This window comes from Nocardioides sp. zg-1228 (assembly GCF_017086465.1).
Lineage (GTDB): Bacteria > Actinomycetota > Actinomycetes > Propionibacteriales > Nocardioidaceae > Nocardioides.
This window is the reverse complement of the sequence record NZ_CP070961.1, coordinates 932,040-946,934: the sequence shown is the minus strand read 5'-3', so window position 1 is coordinate 946,934 and position 14,895 is coordinate 932,040. Positions and strand designations below refer to the sequence as shown.

The window sequence follows — 14,895 nt, the reverse complement described above, 5'->3', positions numbered from 1 at the left end:
AGAGGAACACATGCCTGAGCGCCCCACCATCCTCGAGCAGGAGCACGAGGACTTCCGCGCCGTCGCGCGCGCCTTCTTCGACAAGGAGGTGGTGCCGCACCACACCGCGTGGGAGGAGGCGGGCATCGTCGACCGCGAGGTGTGGCGCCGGGCCGGGGAGCGCGGCCTGCTCTGCTTCGACGTCGACGAGGCCTACGGCGGGCCGGGCATCAAGGACTTCCGCTACAACATGGTGCTCGCCGAGGAGGCCGCGCGCGCCGGCGCCACCGGGCCCGGCTTCGCGGTGCACACCGACATCATCGTCCCCTACATCTCGTCGCTGGGGACCGAGGAGCAGAAGCGGCGGTGGCTCCCGGGCTGTGTCTCCGGCGACCTCGTCACCGCCATCGCGATGACCGAGCCGGGCGCCGGGTCCGACCTCCAGGGCATCCGCACGACCGCGGTCGACGCCGGTGACCACTACGTCCTCAACGGGTCGAAGACGTTCATCTCCAACGGCATCCTGGCCGACCTCGTCGTGGTGGTCTGCCGCACCGACCCCGACGCCGGCCACCAGGGCATCTCGCTGCTGGTCGTCGAGCGCGGCATGGAGGGCTTCGAGCGCGGACGCAACCTGGCCAAGATGGGGCTGCACGCCCAGGACACCGCGGAGCTGTCCTTCGCCGACGTCCGCGTGCCCAAGGCCAACCTGCTCGGCGCAGAGGGAACGGGGTTCGTCTCGCTGATGGAGAACCTGCCCCAGGAGCGCGTCTCGATCGGCTGCATCGCCGTCGCCGCCATCGAGCACGTCCTCGACCTGTGCCTGGCCTACGCCAAGGAGCGCGAGGCGTTCGGCAAGCCCATCGGGAAGTTCCAGCACAACCGCTTCGTGCTCGCCGAGATGGCCACCGAGGCGCACATCGCGCGGGTCTTCATCAACGACTGCGTGCTGCGGCTCAACGCCGGCGAGGTGGACACCGCGCTCGCCTCGATGGCGAAGTGGTGGACGACCGAGCTGCAGAAGCGCGTCGTCGACGCCGGGGTGCAGCTGCACGGCGGCTACGGCTACATGGACGAGTACCCCATCTCCAAGGCCTACACGGACTCGCGGATCCAGACGATCTACGGCGGCACGACCGAGATCCAGAAGGAGATCATCGGGCGGATGCTCGGGTTGTAGCCACCCGATAGGTTCACCGCCATGGACCTCTTCGAGATGGACGAGACCCGCACCATGACCCGCGAGGAGGCGGCCACCCGGCTGCACGCGCTCGCCGACTCGCTGGCCAAGCACAACTCCGTCGAGTTCCTGCGCGACGGCGGCAAGGTCACCGTCTCGGTGCCCGACGAGGTCAAGCTCAAGGTCGAGGTCGAGCTCGGCGAGGACAACGAGGTCGAGATCGAGCTCACCTGGTAGCGAGCACCTCGCGCAACCGCGCGGCGAACTCGTCCGGGGCGCCGGTCTGGCCGAACTCGCCACCGAGGAAGCCGTTGTGCCCGCCGGGGAACACCACCGGCTCCTGCCCGAGCGCTCGCGCGACGGCGTGGGCGGCCCGTCCCGCGATCTCGCCGTCGTCGGGACCGCCGGACTCCTCCCCCACGCCGACGACCACCCGGGTCGGCGCGGCGCGCACGGCGTCGAGGTCCGGCACCGAGATGACGCCTCCACCACGCACGTTGGCCATCAGCGGGTCGTCGCGTGAGCCGTCGTCCTCGGTCGGCAGGCCGAACATCGCCGGGTCCGGCGCCGGCTCGTCGCCGGTGACCTCGCCGCGGTGCGTCACCAGCCCGATGAACCGCGCCATCGCCGGCCCCTGGCCCGCGGCGTCGTAGGTCGCCACCATGTCGTCGCAGGCCCGGGCGATCGCGTCGGCGTCGGGCAGCAGCCCGGCCATCGGCGGCTCGTGGGCCACCAGGATGCGTACGTCGTCGGGGTGCGCGGCGAGAAGGTGGAGGAGGTTGACCGCCGCGCCGGAGCTGGCGAACACGTCCACCTGCCCCACCCCGAGCGCGGCGACGAGCGCGTGCAGGTCCTCGGCGTGCTGCTGGGGCGTCACCGCCGCCGTGGCGTCGTCGGGGGTGCTCCGTCCGGTGTTGCGCGGATCGGTGAGCACGAGGACCCGACCGTCGAGCCGGGCCGCGAGGCTGCCGAACCCCGTGCTGTCCATCGGCGACCCGGCCAGCACCAGGGGCGGGGTGTCGGGGGTGGCGTCGGCGAGGTCGCCGACGACGTCGAACGACAGGACGGCGCCGGGGACCGCGACGGTGCCGGGCGTGCGGGGTGCGGCGGTCATCGCCCCATCATCGAACCGGTCGCGGACCGTCCGCAACGCCTTCTAGCCTGCTGGGCATGACCGACTTCACCGAGCAGGACCTGGGCGGCTCCACCTTCCAGCGCGTTGATCTCTCCGGCGCCTCGTTCCGCGAGGCGGACCTGACCGGGATGGACCTGCGCGACGTCGACCTCAGCGGCACCCGCGTGCGCGCGGCCTACCTCGACGGGGTCCGGATGACCGGCGTCGAGGCCCCGCACCTCGAGATCTCCGGCGAGCTCGGGCGGGTGCTGGTCAACGGCGTCGACGTCGTGCCGCTCGTCGAGGCCGAGCTCGACCGGCGCACGCCCGAGCGCGCGCTGATGCGGCCCACGGACGCGGCAGGCCTCCGCACCGCCTTCGACACACTGGACCGCCTGTGGGCGGAGACGGTCGACCGGGCCCGAGCCCTGCCGCCGGAGGCGCTGCACGAGCAGGTGGACGGCGAGTGGTCCTTCGTCCAGACCCTGCGCCACCTCGGGTTCGCGCACGCCTGCTGGGTCGGGGGCGTCGTGCTGGCCGACCCGGCGCCGTGGCACCCGCTCGACCTGCCGTGGGACGAGGCGCCCGAGCACGACGGCGTCCCGTGGGACCGCGACGCGCGCCCGGGGCTCGACGAGGTGCTCGAGGTGCGCGCGCAGCGGCGGGCCACCGTGGGCGCGGTCCTCGACGACCTGACCGAGGAGGGCCTCGAGCGAGCGGTCTCCTCCGCCACGCCCTTCCTGCGGGACGCCGACTCGCTGACGGTCGCCGACTGCCTGCGGGTGGTGGTCCGCGAGGAGTGGGAGCACCGCTCGTACGCCGAGCGCGACCTCACGACGCTGGACTCGCGCTGGCCCACGGGAGCACACTGGGCGCCGTGAGCGGGACCCTGGGAGCACGGCTGGCGAGCGCCATCGCCGCCAAGGACGAGGCCGCGCTGCGCGCCGTGCTCGCCGACGACGTGGACTTCAAGGGCCTCACGCCCGGGCGGCTGTGGGAGGGCACCGGCCCCGACGCCGTCGTGGAGATCCTCTTCGGGTCGTGGTTCGAGCCGCCCGACGAGATCGAGCGGGTGGTCGACGTCTCCGAGCGCGAGGACGTGGCCGACACCTCGCACGTGGGCTACCGCCTCGACCTGACCAACCCCGGCGGCTCGTACGTCGCCGAGCAGCAGGCCTACTACCGCGGAGGCGACGCGATCGAGCACCTGCGGATCATGTGCTCGGGCTTCCGCCCCAGGTGACGCGGCCCTCACCCGAGCCGCTCGGCCAGCGCCCGCCCCAGGCGTACGCCCGAGAGCCAGGCGGCCTCGACCCGCGGCCGCTGCCCCCACCCGTCGCCGCAGACGCCGACCAGCCGCGCCCCCTCGACCAGGGCGAAGGGGTCGTCGCGGCGTCCCACCGGACGGGCGAAGGTCCAGCGGTGGACGTGCACGTCGTCGGGCTCGGCCGCACCGACCAGTCGGCGGACCGCACCCACGACGGCCGGGGCGGCCGCCGCCGGGTCGTCGAGGTGCCGCGCGGCGCGCTCGGGCGTCGAGTGGGCGACGAGCACGGGGGCGTCGTCACCGCGACGCCGGCCGTCGTCGGCGATCCAGCCGACATCGGGGTCGCCGTTGACGAACGCGCCCTCGAAGCGACCGCCCGGGCTCGCGTCGTCCCAGGTGCGCCGCAGCCACCGGGCGGCCACCGCGACGACCGGCTCCCATTCCCGGGTCAGGGCCTCGGCCACCGGGTGGTCGCCCACCAGTCGCCGGGCCTGCGGGTCGGGCATGGCCAGGACGACGGCGTCCGCCGCGTCGGCCTCGTCGAGGGTCGTGACGTCTCGCCGGTGGACGTCGAGGCCGCGCGCGAGGTCCTCGACCAGCGAGCGCAGGCCGTGGGCCGCCCCCCAGCGCATCGGGCCGACCGTCTCCGCGGGGTCGCCGTCGCCGAGGACGGAGAGGGTGTCGGTCCACTCGCGCGCCAGGCCGCGCGCCGCCCAGTCGTCGACGACGGCGGCGAAGCCCGGGTCGCTGACGGTGAGGTAGGACGCCCCGAGGTCGACGGGCCGGTCCCACAACCGCCGCGCGGCCATCCGGCCGCCGGGCACCCGGCCACGGTCGACCACCGTGGTGTCCAGGCCCGCCGACCGCAGCTCGCGGGCGCAGGCCACGCCGGACAGGCCGGCGCCGACGACGACCACACGACGCACACTCACGCGGCCGAGCGTACGACCGGGGGCGGGCCCGGCTGTGTCCCCGAGCCGGTCAGGCCGTGGCCCGGGGACGGCGGCGCGCGGGCCGCCGGATCGCCGACCCCGGCTTGGAGGCGAGCAGCGGGTCGAAGTCGTCCGTGATCTCGGTCAGGCGCGCCTCGTCGACGAAGACGGCCCCGTCGCGCACCTCCTCGACCAGGTCGCGCCCCAGGATGGTCCCGGCGGTGCCCATCCCGCCCCAGATCGTGGCGTTGATGCCGAACATGTGCTGGGTGCTGCCCCCGGCGAGGAAGAGCCCTGGGATGTGGGTCGTGACCCGCGGCCGGAACGGGCCGAGGTTGCGCAGGAGCGGCGCGATGCCGTAGCAGGAACCGTCGCTGGTGAGGGTGAAGCGCTCCTGGGTGATCGGCGTGGAGGCCTCGCAGAAGACCATCCGCTCGCGGAGGTCGGGGATCATCAGCTCGGCGGTGTCCAGCACCCGCTGGGTGAGCTCGTCCTTGAGCTGCCGGTAGCGCTCGTCGCGGCCGTAGCCGTCGCCGTCGCCCGGGTCGGTGTCGACGTTCCAGAACGCGTGGTCCTTCGGCGCCCAGCTCACCAGCTCGAGCGTCGAGTAGCCGGGCGGCGCGGAGTGCGTGCCCTCGGGGTCCTTGGCGGTCGGGCAGCTGATGCCCACCGGCATCAGCTCGGGGCAACGGCCGGCCGCGACCTCGCGGTAGTAGCCGTCGACGTCGTTGGTCGGCCACACCCAGGCCAGCGGCGGCGTGCCGCGCTCGCGCAGGTCGACGTCGAGCGCGACGTAGACCGCGAACATCGGCAGCGTCATCTCGAGGTTCTTCAGCCGGCGCCGCAGCCGGCGGGTCAGGTGGGCGTCGCCGACCAGCTCGGTCCACGTCTTCTTGTAGTCCGCGGCTGAGACGACGACCTCGGAGCGGATCACCTCGCCGCCGCGGAGCCGCACGCCGACGGCACGTCCGTCCTCGATGAGGATCTGCTCGACCCTGGCCTTGGTGCGCACCCGGCCGCCGTGCGACTGCACGACGTCGGTGAGGTGGGCGCCGATGACCTGGCCGCCCCCGCGCGGGTAGTAGGCGCCGGCCTGCAGGTAGTGGTGGAGGAAGCCGGCGTGCATCGCGGTGGGCGTCCGGTGCGGGGGCCACGTGTAGTCGCCGTTCTCCGCGAGGATCACCGCCTGCGCGTCGGCGCTGAGCCCGCACGCGTCCATCAGCGTCGTGATCGGGCGTACGCCCCAGCGCAGCAGCATCCACGGACGCATGTGGGGCTCCTCGCCCGCCGCGACGATCCGCATCACCCGCACGCACCGGCGCAGGCCGGCCTCCTCGTCGGGGAACGCCGCGAGGAGACGCTCGAGGTAGGTGTCCCAGCCGGTCGGCGTCTGGAACGTCGTGCCGGGGATCATGATCTGGCAGTGGCCCTCGGGGCGCTGCCGCAGCCACGTGATGCGCTCGGTCAGGGCCAGCCCGGACAGCGCGGTCTGCATCCGGCCGCCGGGACCGCACTCGCCGACGTAGTGGGTGCCGACGTCGAACTCGAACCTGTTGCCCGCACGGCGGAAGACCTGCGTGCTCCCGCCGACGACCTGGTTGGCCTCGAGGACCAGCACCCGCTTGCCGTTGGCCGCGAGGTAGGCCGCGCACGTCAGGCCACCGGGGCCGGCGCCGACCACCACGACGTCCCACGGCTCGGAGGGGGCGTCGTGCGGGGTCTCGCTGCTCGGGGCGGCGGTCTGGGTCATGTCGGCTTCTCTTCCGCGAGTGATCTGGAGTCTCACCCCAGTCAACCGCGTCCCCGCCTGCGCGGCGGGGTCGACGGGCGTACGCGACGGGTGCTCCTCGTTCACCCGGCCACACTAGGGCCGAGGTCGTCGCCCGCGCCGTCGTTAGACTCCGGGCCGTGAGCGCTGGGGGCCCGATCTGGCGGCAGCCGGGCATGGCGCCGCTGATGGCGATGTCGTGCGCCGGGTTCTCCGGCTACGCGATCCTGCTGACGGTCGCGCCGCTGTGGGCGGTCGAGGGCGGGGCGGGCACCGCCGGGGCCGGGCTCGTCAACGGCGTGCTCCTGCTCTTCACCGTGCTCACCCAGCTCTTCGTCCCCCGCGCGCTGCGCACCCTCGGCTGGGCGCCGGTGCTCACCGTGGGACTGCTGCTGCTCGGCGTCCCCGGCGTGCTGCTGACGCTGAGCGACGACCTCTGCGTGGTCCTCGCCGTGTCGGCGGTGCGAGGCGTGGGCTTCGGCGTCCTGACCGTCACCGGCAGCGCGGCCGTCGCGGGGCTGGTGGACGCCCGGCGCCGCGGGGAGGCGATCGGCGCCTACGGCCTCGCCGTCGCGGCGCCCAACCTGGTGCTCCTGCCGGCCGGGCCCTGGCTCGCGGAGAGCCTCGGCTATTGGGTGGCGTTCGTCGTGAGCGCCCTCCCCGTCGCCGGGATCCCGGCGGCGCTGCGGCTCGCCTCGGTCCTGCGCCCCGACACCCAGGAGCCGCACCCGGCGGCGGAGTCCCCCGATCCGCACGACCCGGCGTCCGCGGCGTACGTCCGGCTGCTGCGCCCGATGCTGCTGCTCCTCACGGTGACCCTGGCGGGTGGCGCACTGGTGACGTTCACGCCCCAGATGGTCGACCGCCCGTCGGTCGCGGCGGGCGGTCTCCTCCTGATGGGGCTCGCGAGCGCCCTCAGCCGCTGGCGGATCGGCGTGCTCGCGGACCGTCACGGAGTCCACCGCCTGCTCGTGCCGTTGGTGCCCCTGACCGGGGTCGGCATGGCGCTCGTGGCGTGGTCGGTCGCGGACTCCGACGGCGCGCGGGTCGGCTCGTTCCTGGTCGCGATGCTGCTGGTCGGCCTGTCCTACGGCGGCCTGCAGAACCTGACCCTGCTGATGTCGTTCACCGCCGTCTCGCGCCGCCACCACCACCTCGCCAGCGCGGTGTGGAACGTCGGCTTCGACGCGGGGACGGCGCTGGGCTCGGTGGCCGTCGGCGTGATCGCCGAGCTCACGTCGTTCACGACCGCCCTGCTGGTCGCGGGCGCGATCGCGGTGGCGACGCTGCCCCTCGCGCTGCGTCGGCCGGGGTCGCCTAGGGTCGGCGCATGAGCGCTCCGAAGGTCATCCTGCGTGGCGGCCCCGCGGACGGGCAGGTCGCCTCCTGCCCCGTCCTGGGCGACCCGCTGTCCGTCGAGGACGTGGGCGGGGGCTCGATCACCTACGTCGACGCCGGGCGGTCCGAGGAGCACGACGGCGACACCCTGCGGGTCTACGAGCCCCGACGCTGACCCGCGTCATGCCGCCAACGTGAAGAGCGCTCGCGCGAGCTGCTCCTCGGCAGGGCTGCGGCTGCTCCCGGTCGGCACCCGTCGCGTGCCGCTGTGGTCGACGAGGTAGGTCGCCCCGTGCGGGTCGCGCCACACGTAGAGGCCCGGGAACGGTTGTCGCACCTGCCACCCGCCGTGGGTCTTGATGCGGTGGTGGAAGCCGGTCATGGGTCCGTAGTTGCCCACGCTCGACTGCCCCGGTGGCCCTGCTCGCCGGAAGGGCACAGTGTGGTCGATCTGCTGGGTGCGGGAGGTGCTGACTCCCCACGGGAAGGTGTCGGCCGGCGTCATGAGATGCACGGCCTGGCGATGTCGGTCGGGGATCTCGTAGGCGTCGACGGGCGCCTGGCCGGCGAGGTCGAGGGCCGGCTTGACGGTGAAGCGGGCGTGTGGGCCGAGGTGGCGACGGACCCACTCCTCGGTGACCGGCCCGTGGCCCTCGACGCGGGCGGCGCTGGTCGGCTCGGGGCCGGCGTAGGTATGCACGTGGAGGGTGACGGTCGGCAGGAGCCTCGACCAGTCGACCGCGGGGCGATCGCCGGTGCGCCCGTGGCCGTGCCGGTCGTCGGCCGGGCACTCAGGACGGTCGCGCCACGCGATGAAGGCCTCGATGAGGGCGACGGCCTCGTGCGGACTGGCCAGGACGGCGATCGCCTTGACGCGCCTGGCCTCCAGGTCGTCGGTGTCGCCGAGGGCCTCCAGGATGTCGGCGATCCACTGCACCCGGGCGTCGAGCAGCGCGACGACGGGGAACGGCGCGCGGACGAAGAAGCCTCGCATGCCGCTCTCGGTGGAGCGCGTGGGACGGGCGACCTGGCGCGCGGCGTTGGCCCGCTCCTCGCGGTGGGCCGCCTCGGGGTCGCTGGCGACGACGAGACCCGTGACCAGGTCCTCGAAGCGGGACCACGGGATGCGCCCGTCCGCGGACTCGGCGGCGCGCTCGTCGACGTAGGACGCCTGCTCGACCGTCAGGTCGCGCGTGCGCCGCGCGACGAAGCGGGCGTAGGACGCCTTCACCTCGAGCGCCTCGACGCGCCGCCAGAGCTGCGGGAGCCGGATCACCAGATCGAGCGCGTCGGCCATCAGGGAGTGCGCCGAGCCCGTCGAGATGCCGATCCGCGCCCCCAGCGCCGCAGCCGCGAACTCGGACACGTCCGGCGTCCCCACGCCCCCGAACCGCCTGATCCGCTCGCGCCCGGGCAGTGAGCCGACCGCGGGGTCGATCCTGTCGGGGGCGTGCAGGATCGCCACCTGCAGCGCGATCCGGAGCACCTGCGCCTCGCACTCGCGCTGCATCCGCGCGACCTCGTCGGCGTGATCGAGGAGCTCGGCCTCGGTCAACACGTCGAGAGCGGTGGTCAGGTGCATGCCACTACTCAATCAGGAGGGTCCGACAGTGGGTGGCCGGTGATGCGGGGGTTGCGCTGGGGCATTCCGCCCAGAATGACGCAGCGTCGAGCCGCCAACTGCAGGGCACCGAGCCTCGCTCCACTTCGCCCAAGGCACCGGCTCGAGGCGGCGGCGCAACGCGGCGGAGGGAATTATGTGAGGCTGCCTCGCTCAGATCGGACCAGGCCGTTGGCGACCGCGCGCTGCATAACCTCTGGGACCCCTCCGTCATCGTCATTGACGAAGATCTGAACTCCGCTCTCTGCACGACTCAATGCGAGGTAGAGGAGGGAGAGGAGCCTGGTTTGCTCGTTCGGAGAACGACTCCCGATCTGCATATCGGGGATGCCAGCTACTAGGACCGTGTCGAACTGAAGCCCGGCAAGGTACTCGGCCAACCCCACCACAAGGCCTCGCTTCCGGTACCCCAACCCCTCGTCGTCTGTGCGCCCAGAGATCGTGGCGACATGGAACTTGGGAGATCCGTTGAGGCGGCCCGCCAACTCGCTGAATCTGCGCCACTGGCGCGTATCGACGATTGCGAGAGCCATCGTGCCTGCGTGGTAGCGATCATGAACCGCTTTCACGATGTCGTCTTCCTCGCCTGACCGACTGGCGGCGGCTACTAGCCGAGGCAGCGGTCCATCCTGTTGCCCCGACTCGACCGCACTGAAGTCCACGTTCCAATCGGCTCCGAGGTCTAACGTCGGAAACTCATGATGCACATGCTTCACAAGATGCAAGATCTGCGGGGTATACCGATGCACCGTCGTCAGCTCAAAATTTGCAACGTCTCCCAACTCTCCATCAGAGTCACCGGTACTTGTCGCGTGCGTCTCGTCCGAAGCGAGGCCAATGAATGCCTCCGACGGTGACTGGCGAGGGTCGAGAGCCATGAAGATCCGCGGATAGATCGTGACATCTCGAGAGAGGTAGTGCAGTACCTGGCGTTCCAGCGGATTAAAAAGGTGGAACTCATCCACGAAGATCAGGTCGTACCCCTCGGTTCGGCGCGCGCGGTTCCAAGAGTGCTTCTGGAGATCGTTAAGCAGGTCTGCCAGCACTTGGTCGCTGGTCCACAGACCGCGCGCGTCCAGGTTTTCCATGTACCGCCCGTACAGTTCGAATACGACCCGCTGGTCGTCCCGAGTCTGCAACGGAAGCATCCAAGTTGCCCTCTCGAGGGTGAGGTAGCGGCTCTCAGAGCCTGCACCGGGGAAGATGGCTGCGGCGCCGATGACGGAGCCGAATTCCACCAGCAGGTCCCAGGCCAACGCGAAACGGTCGTCCACCTCTTCTGAATCAAATCGTGCGCGGAGTGGCGGCGATACGCGCCCGCGATAGGTCACCCAGTCGCCCTGTACAAAGTCCTGGAGTAGGTCGAGAATCTCGTCTAGCTGCGCCTGTTTGCCGCTAAAGCTGTCGTTGCCAATGAGCTTGTATGCGCCGCTTGCCGCACCCGCTCCCGGAGAGATTGCAGACGCGATCTCGAGGAGCGGGAACACCTCAATTTCGGGGAGCGGTCCCAGTCCAAGGCTGTCCTTCGAGTCAGAAATCTCTGAGGCAAGAGACCAAGCATGTGTCACCATCAAGATCCGGATCTCATTGCCGGACTGGCGCGCCCGAAGCGCCTCATCCACCGCTTTGAGAGTTAGTGCAAGGGTCTTGCCGGACCCGGCGGGGCCACGCAGCCGGACTGCCTTGTCAGTCGGCGCTGCAATGAACGCCCGCTGATCGTCGCTAATGACACTCATCCACGTGTCGTACGACCAGCCCTTCATGGCTGATCGATCCAGTTCCGGCAGCGCAATCTCGACGTCCGACGGTTCCAAGCGCTCCAGACTTGCGAAGTGCCGTTCTGCCGCGCGGACGGCGTTCGCCCATTCCTCATCAATTCGCGGCGGCATCGGCTTTCTTGACGCGAACTCAGACAGGCTTGTCTTGTTGTCGGAGTTAGTTGCTTCCCAGAAGATGACGTCGGTTTGTCGTCCGGACCGAACTTCGGCGATCCATCGCGTGATGCTTCCGTCGTTGTGCGGCGAGGCATGGAACGCCATGAGGTTGTCGAATTTGTACTGGCGCCACGCTCGAGGCAGCGTTAACGGGCCGACTGCTCGTGCACGGCCAGCGAACGCGGCCATCCGCCCGATTACCTCGCGACGGTGGCGCTGAAGGCTGTCGGGGACCACTGGGTCTGCCGTAAATCCGTCGCGCATGATGACGACCCGGGACTCATCGGCGGTGTCGCCCGACGCGAGGACCAGGTCGACAGTTGCGCCTGCCCACTCAAACAGGGTTGTCGATGTGTCAATTGCGCCGGGAGCGATGCCGGTTGCCAACTCTTGGAGGGCACCGACGGTAGTCACAAGCGGCCTCACAGAAGCACCCCTTCCAAAAGGTCTGCGTGAAGATCACGAAGTTCCTCGTACTCACCCGGCAAGCCGATGGACATATAGACCAATGCAAAACGTTGAGCCAAAGCGTGCGTATACGTTTCCTGGAGTCGAGAGAGTCGGCGGTACCCGATCAGGGACCTGGACGGTCCCAAAGCGATGTCCGGCTGCCATATCTGCTCCAGGTGCCGCAAGTAGGCGAAGTACCCGTAGTCGTAGCCCTCAGCGAGGGACGAGATGAAAAGGGCGTCGCCTGGAGGCTGCTTGAAAGCGGCCTGAAGACGACCAACGAGATCGGAGGTCAAGTTCTTCGCAGACCTAGAGTTCGGGAGGCATGCTTGCGCATCCACCAGCGCGGTTACAGCCGCCTCAACGGAGGTCGGTGCTTCGTCGACGGACCTCATTGCATCGAGCAATGCACCGACGCCTTGATCGTGACCTGCCGGAATGCCTAGGTCCGGAGGATTTGTTCCGTGGTCTGCTCTGTCGGCCACTCCTTCAACCGCGCGTCGGATATCGACGGCGCATCGTACGCGCCCATCGCAGCCTGGCAGGCTTTCAAGAGCTTTGCTGATACCTGGTCGCGGATCCTCGGAACCTGGAGCTCGAGAAGGTACTCGTCCTTCGTGAGCAGAGGTACGCAGGTAACCCTGCCTTGATGCTTGTCGTGCGCGAAGTCGCAGTCTGCGGTGATCACCAAGAGGTGTCGGTTCCATGGCGTCGCATCACCTGAGGCACGCTCAAGGACATCACCTTGGCGTAGGGGGTCTGATATCGCGACGGCGCGATGCTCTGAAAACGCACCAGCTGTAACCACTGAACCCCCAAAGCCAGCGCTCGATCGCCCGCGGAACCACGGCGGGCGACAGGCTACTCGACCGAGAGCGCCCCGCGTGGGTTCCGTGCGACGTTGCGATCCGGTCATCCGCGCCACGTCCTTCGGCCGCGTTCACCTCTGGACAGCAGCGCCACTGCCGCCTGCTCAGCAGCGAAAGCTCGGGACCGCCTGGTCTAGGTCGACCTTCCGGTCCTTCGTCGGCGGGGCGTGGATCCTCTCCAGGATCCTGATAGGTCCGCGGCCGACGCGGGTGATTCGTTGAGGCCATCAGCCCGAGGTTCGGCGCGCTACGTCGACATGCGGTCGCGAGGCCAGTTGGCCGCCCAGGGCTCACCGTGTCATCCCTCCGCACTGTCGGTGCCGCGACGGACAATGGACCTGCAGGGTCGTACCTCTGGAAAAACCTCGCGAAAGTGCGGGGGGTAACGGCCGAGTCAGCACTTAAGAGGTCAACGACAGGGAGCTTGCGAGCTGCCGTTGGCCGATGAGGAGACGCATGGCTGCGAAGCCGGAGCGCGAGCCGGGGCTGCCCGGGCGTTCAGGCGAGCCACTACAACGGCCTCAGCGGGACCAAGTCCCGGAAGAGTGGCTGCACGACGCCGCACCTCAGGACCTCGCCGACAACGTCGATCGCATTCAGGGCGACGTCGAGCTGGTGACCTCGCTGGCGCTGGCGAAGTACGAGGGTCCCGACTACGAGTACTTCGCCAACGAGCTGGCGAAGTACGGCTACGCAGTCATGAAGAGCTGGATCGCCACGAAGACCATCTTCGAGCGATGCAAAACGAAGGGGTTCGGGCTGACGATCCTAGATCGACAGTTCACCCAAGAGGAGATCGAGAGCCTGGCCAACTTCACGGTGGCCATGGCTCTTAACTATTTCCGGGCCAAGGTGCTCATGAAGCGGCGCTGGGACCCAACTAAGGGCGCATCCCTACGTACGTTCTTCGTGGGTCAGTGCATCTTCCAGTTCCCGAACATCTACCGGGAGTGGCTCCTAGAGGTGAAGGTCGACTGGCGCCACGGGTTCACCGACGACGTCGCCGAGATGGACTTCCACACCGACCACACCTCAGCAGTCGATCGGCAGGCGATCGCGTCCATCGTGTCTTCACAAGCGATGGCCGAGATCACCGATCCGCGAGTACGCAAGGCCATGTACATGACTGCGGCGGGTCACCCTCAGTCCGACATCGCACGTGTTCTAGGGGTATCCACCAAGGCGGTTGAACGCATGCTCGCGCGGGCGCGCGAGATGTTGAAGAAGAAGGGAGTGGGGTGATGAGCAAGAACATCAAGGCTCAGGTCGAGCGCAGTTCGCTTGGAACGCGCACGGCCAAGGATGCTCGGCGGAGCGTGTCGAACGCAGTGTCACGGCGCATCGTCGCGCAGGCCGCCTCTGGTCGGTATGGGAGCAAGAGTCCGAAAAAGTCCGGGGGATGACCGGAGGTTCGGCACTTATACAGAGACGTCGGTTGGCCACAACGGCCAGTCAATAGGGCCCCACAAGAAGTGGGGCCCTCCAACCAGCGCGAGCCAGTCGAGGAGCCGTCACGTCGTAGCAGCGAGAAGACTACTCGACGAACTCCCGCGTGAGGGTCAGGAGGACCCGCCGTGGCCAGAGGCCGCAGTTCAGGTAAGGCGTACCGATCCGCGAGGACCGGGCGTTACGTCACCAAGGGGACGGCGACGCGGAATCCGCGTACGACTGTCACCGAGTCCGGAGGCAACAAGGGCTCCGGCAAGGCGTACCGCTCCGCCATCAGCGGCCGGTACGTGACCAAGGGACACGCTCAGCGTTCTCCCTCCACCACGGTCACCGAGAACGGGTGATCTAGCTCCACGACTGCGGGCGCCAGCCAGGAAGGTGGCGCCTGCAGTCGCTATTTCGCGTCCTGCTTCGATATCTGGTCGGCGACCTCGGGCGTCGAGCTGCCCAGCGCGGCGGTCGCTGCGAAGATCGGGAGCAGTCCGATCTAGCCCATTCCGCCGCGATGGCGCCCCGCGAGCTACCGGATCTGCCGATGTGCGGACACAGCGAGAGGGCTGTCGCTAGCGTTCCGCATGTGCCACCTGAAACTCCTACTCGCCCGTTCAGCGTCGCGTGGCTGAGCGATCGGCTGTACCGGGTTACTGCCGACCACGGGCCGGCGGGAAAGGCGGTCGAGATCGATGGCTGGAGCGACGCGGCCGAGAGTGCATGGCTGCAACTCGTCGCCCAGCCCGAAGTCGTTCGGTGGGTAGCTGACTACCTGGACTGCCGCGGCGACGAAAGCCTCACTGTGACGTTCGGTAACACCAGTCGTGTCGTCGGGCGACGCGGCTACGGGGACTTCATCGTGAGCTACCCGACCGATCTCCTCATGGCCGGTGAGGACAAGGTGTCAGCGATGCGTAGTGCAATCCTCGTCGTGCTTGACCGGCACGTGGACAGGCGCAAACTCGACGTACCGCTGCTGAGCGCGATCGTCGGCGTCGGCTGA

General features: G+C 69.5%; 13 protein-coding genes. 8 read left to right on the top strand and 5 right to left on the bottom strand.

Annotation, left to right across the window (positions count from 1 at the left end):
* The first annotated feature begins 10 nt into the window (after window positions 1-10).
* A complete protein-coding gene (locus JX575_RS04545) occupies window positions 11-1,159 on the top strand; it encodes an acyl-CoA dehydrogenase family protein (protein ID WP_186341302.1) in 1,149 nt (382 codons plus the stop codon).
* 21 nt (window positions 1,160-1,180) lie between these two features.
* Window positions 1,181-1,396 carry an amphi-Trp domain-containing protein gene (locus JX575_RS04540; RefSeq protein WP_186341301.1) on the top strand — a complete coding sequence of 72 codons (216 nt, stop codon included), beginning with the start codon at window positions 1,181-1,183 and terminating at the stop codon, window positions 1,394-1,396.
* Here JX575_RS04540 and JX575_RS04535 read toward each other — a convergent pair.
* Window positions 1,386-2,273 carry an alpha/beta hydrolase gene (locus tag JX575_RS04535; protein ID WP_186341300.1) on the bottom strand — a complete coding sequence of 296 codons (888 nt, stop codon included), beginning with the start codon at window positions 2,271-2,273 and terminating at the stop codon, window positions 1,386-1,388. The two genes, JX575_RS04540 and JX575_RS04535, sit on opposite strands and share 11 nt — an antisense overlap.
* 56 nt (window positions 2,274-2,329) lie before the next feature.
* On the opposite strand from JX575_RS04535, the gene JX575_RS04530 reads away from it, so the two are divergent.
* Both JX575_RS04530 and JX575_RS04525 read left to right on the top strand, forming a co-directional pair.
* Window positions 2,330-3,154, top strand: coding sequence for a DinB family protein (locus tag JX575_RS04530; protein ID WP_186341299.1), 825 nt, complete (start codon window positions 2,330-2,332; stop codon window positions 3,152-3,154).
* Window positions 3,151-3,516: a hypothetical protein gene (locus tag JX575_RS04525; RefSeq protein ID WP_186341298.1), complete on the top strand. Its 366-nt coding sequence runs from the start codon at window positions 3,151-3,153 to the stop codon at window positions 3,514-3,516. The genes JX575_RS04530 and JX575_RS04525 overlap by 4 nt, the downstream gene beginning before the upstream one ends.
* 8 nt (window positions 3,517-3,524) lie before the next feature.
* Here the strand turns inward: JX575_RS04525 and JX575_RS04520 are convergent, their stop codons facing one another.
* Together JX575_RS04520 and JX575_RS04515 are read right to left on the bottom strand one after the other, a co-directional pair.
* Window positions 3,525-4,472, bottom strand: a complete 948-nt coding sequence (locus JX575_RS04520) for an FAD-dependent oxidoreductase (protein WP_222129640.1) — start codon at window positions 4,470-4,472, stop codon at window positions 3,525-3,527.
* Window positions 4,473-4,521: 49 nt separating this feature from the next.
* Entirely contained in the window at window positions 4,522-6,222 is a 1,701-nt protein-coding gene (locus tag JX575_RS04515; RefSeq protein WP_186341297.1) for an NAD(P)/FAD-dependent oxidoreductase, read from the bottom strand.
* Between the two features lie 158 nt (window positions 6,223-6,380).
* On the opposite strand from JX575_RS04515, the gene JX575_RS04510 reads away from it, so the two are divergent.
* Window positions 6,381-7,574, top strand: a complete 1,194-nt coding sequence (locus JX575_RS04510) for an MFS transporter (protein ID WP_206054514.1) — start codon at window positions 6,381-6,383, stop codon at window positions 7,572-7,574.
* A complete protein-coding gene (locus tag JX575_RS04505; RefSeq protein ID WP_186341296.1) occupies window positions 7,571-7,753 on the top strand; it encodes a hypothetical protein in 183 nt (60 codons plus the stop codon). The genes JX575_RS04510 and JX575_RS04505 overlap by 4 nt, the downstream gene beginning before the upstream one ends.
* Window positions 7,754-7,759: 6 nt before the next feature.
* On the opposite strand, the gene JX575_RS04500 is transcribed toward JX575_RS04505, so the two are convergent.
* Entirely contained in the window at window positions 7,760-9,160 is a 1,401-nt protein-coding gene (locus JX575_RS04500; protein WP_241005331.1) for a DUF222 domain-containing protein, read from the bottom strand.
* Window positions 9,161-9,333: 173 nt separating this feature from the next.
* Window positions 9,334-11,520: a hypothetical protein gene (locus JX575_RS04495; protein WP_186341295.1), complete on the bottom strand. Its 2,187-nt coding sequence runs from the start codon at window positions 11,518-11,520 to the stop codon at window positions 9,334-9,336.
* A gap of 1,388 nt (window positions 11,521-12,908) precedes the next feature.
* Here JX575_RS04495 and JX575_RS04490 point away from each other — a divergent pair.
* Window positions 12,909-13,694 (top strand): sigma factor-like helix-turn-helix DNA-binding protein, encoded by a 786-nt coding sequence (locus JX575_RS04490; protein ID WP_186341294.1) that lies wholly within the window; start codon window positions 12,909-12,911, stop codon window positions 13,692-13,694.
* 784 nt (window positions 13,695-14,478) lie between these two features.
* The gene (locus JX575_RS04485; RefSeq protein ID WP_186341293.1) at window positions 14,479-14,895 is read left to right on the top strand and encodes a hypothetical protein; all 417 of its coding nucleotides are present in this window, start codon (window positions 14,479-14,481) and stop codon (window positions 14,893-14,895) included.

Coding starts and splice junctions, on each gene's coding strand:
- JX575_RS04545 (WP_186341302.1), top strand. CDS start 11: ATGCCTGAGCGCCCCACCATCCTCGAGCAGGAGCACGAGGACTTCCGC.
- JX575_RS04540 (WP_186341301.1), top strand. CDS start 1,181: ATGGACCTCTTCGAGATGGACGAGACCCGCACCATGACCCGCGAGGAG.
- JX575_RS04535 (WP_186341300.1), bottom strand. CDS start 2,273: ATGACCGCCGCACCCCGCACGCCCGGCACCGTCGCGGTCCCCGGCGCC.
- JX575_RS04530 (WP_186341299.1), top strand. CDS start 2,330: ATGACCGACTTCACCGAGCAGGACCTGGGCGGCTCCACCTTCCAGCGC.
- JX575_RS04515 (WP_186341297.1), bottom strand. CDS start 6,222: ATGACCCAGACCGCCGCCCCGAGCAGCGAGACCCCGCACGACGCCCCC.
- JX575_RS04505 (WP_186341296.1), top strand. CDS start 7,571: ATGAGCGCTCCGAAGGTCATCCTGCGTGGCGGCCCCGCGGACGGGCAG.
- JX575_RS04500 (WP_241005331.1), bottom strand. CDS start 9,160: ATGCACCTGACCACCGCTCTCGACGTGTTGACCGAGGCCGAGCTCCTC.
- JX575_RS04490 (WP_186341294.1), top strand. CDS start 12,909: ATGGCTGCGAAGCCGGAGCGCGAGCCGGGGCTGCCCGGGCGTTCAGGC.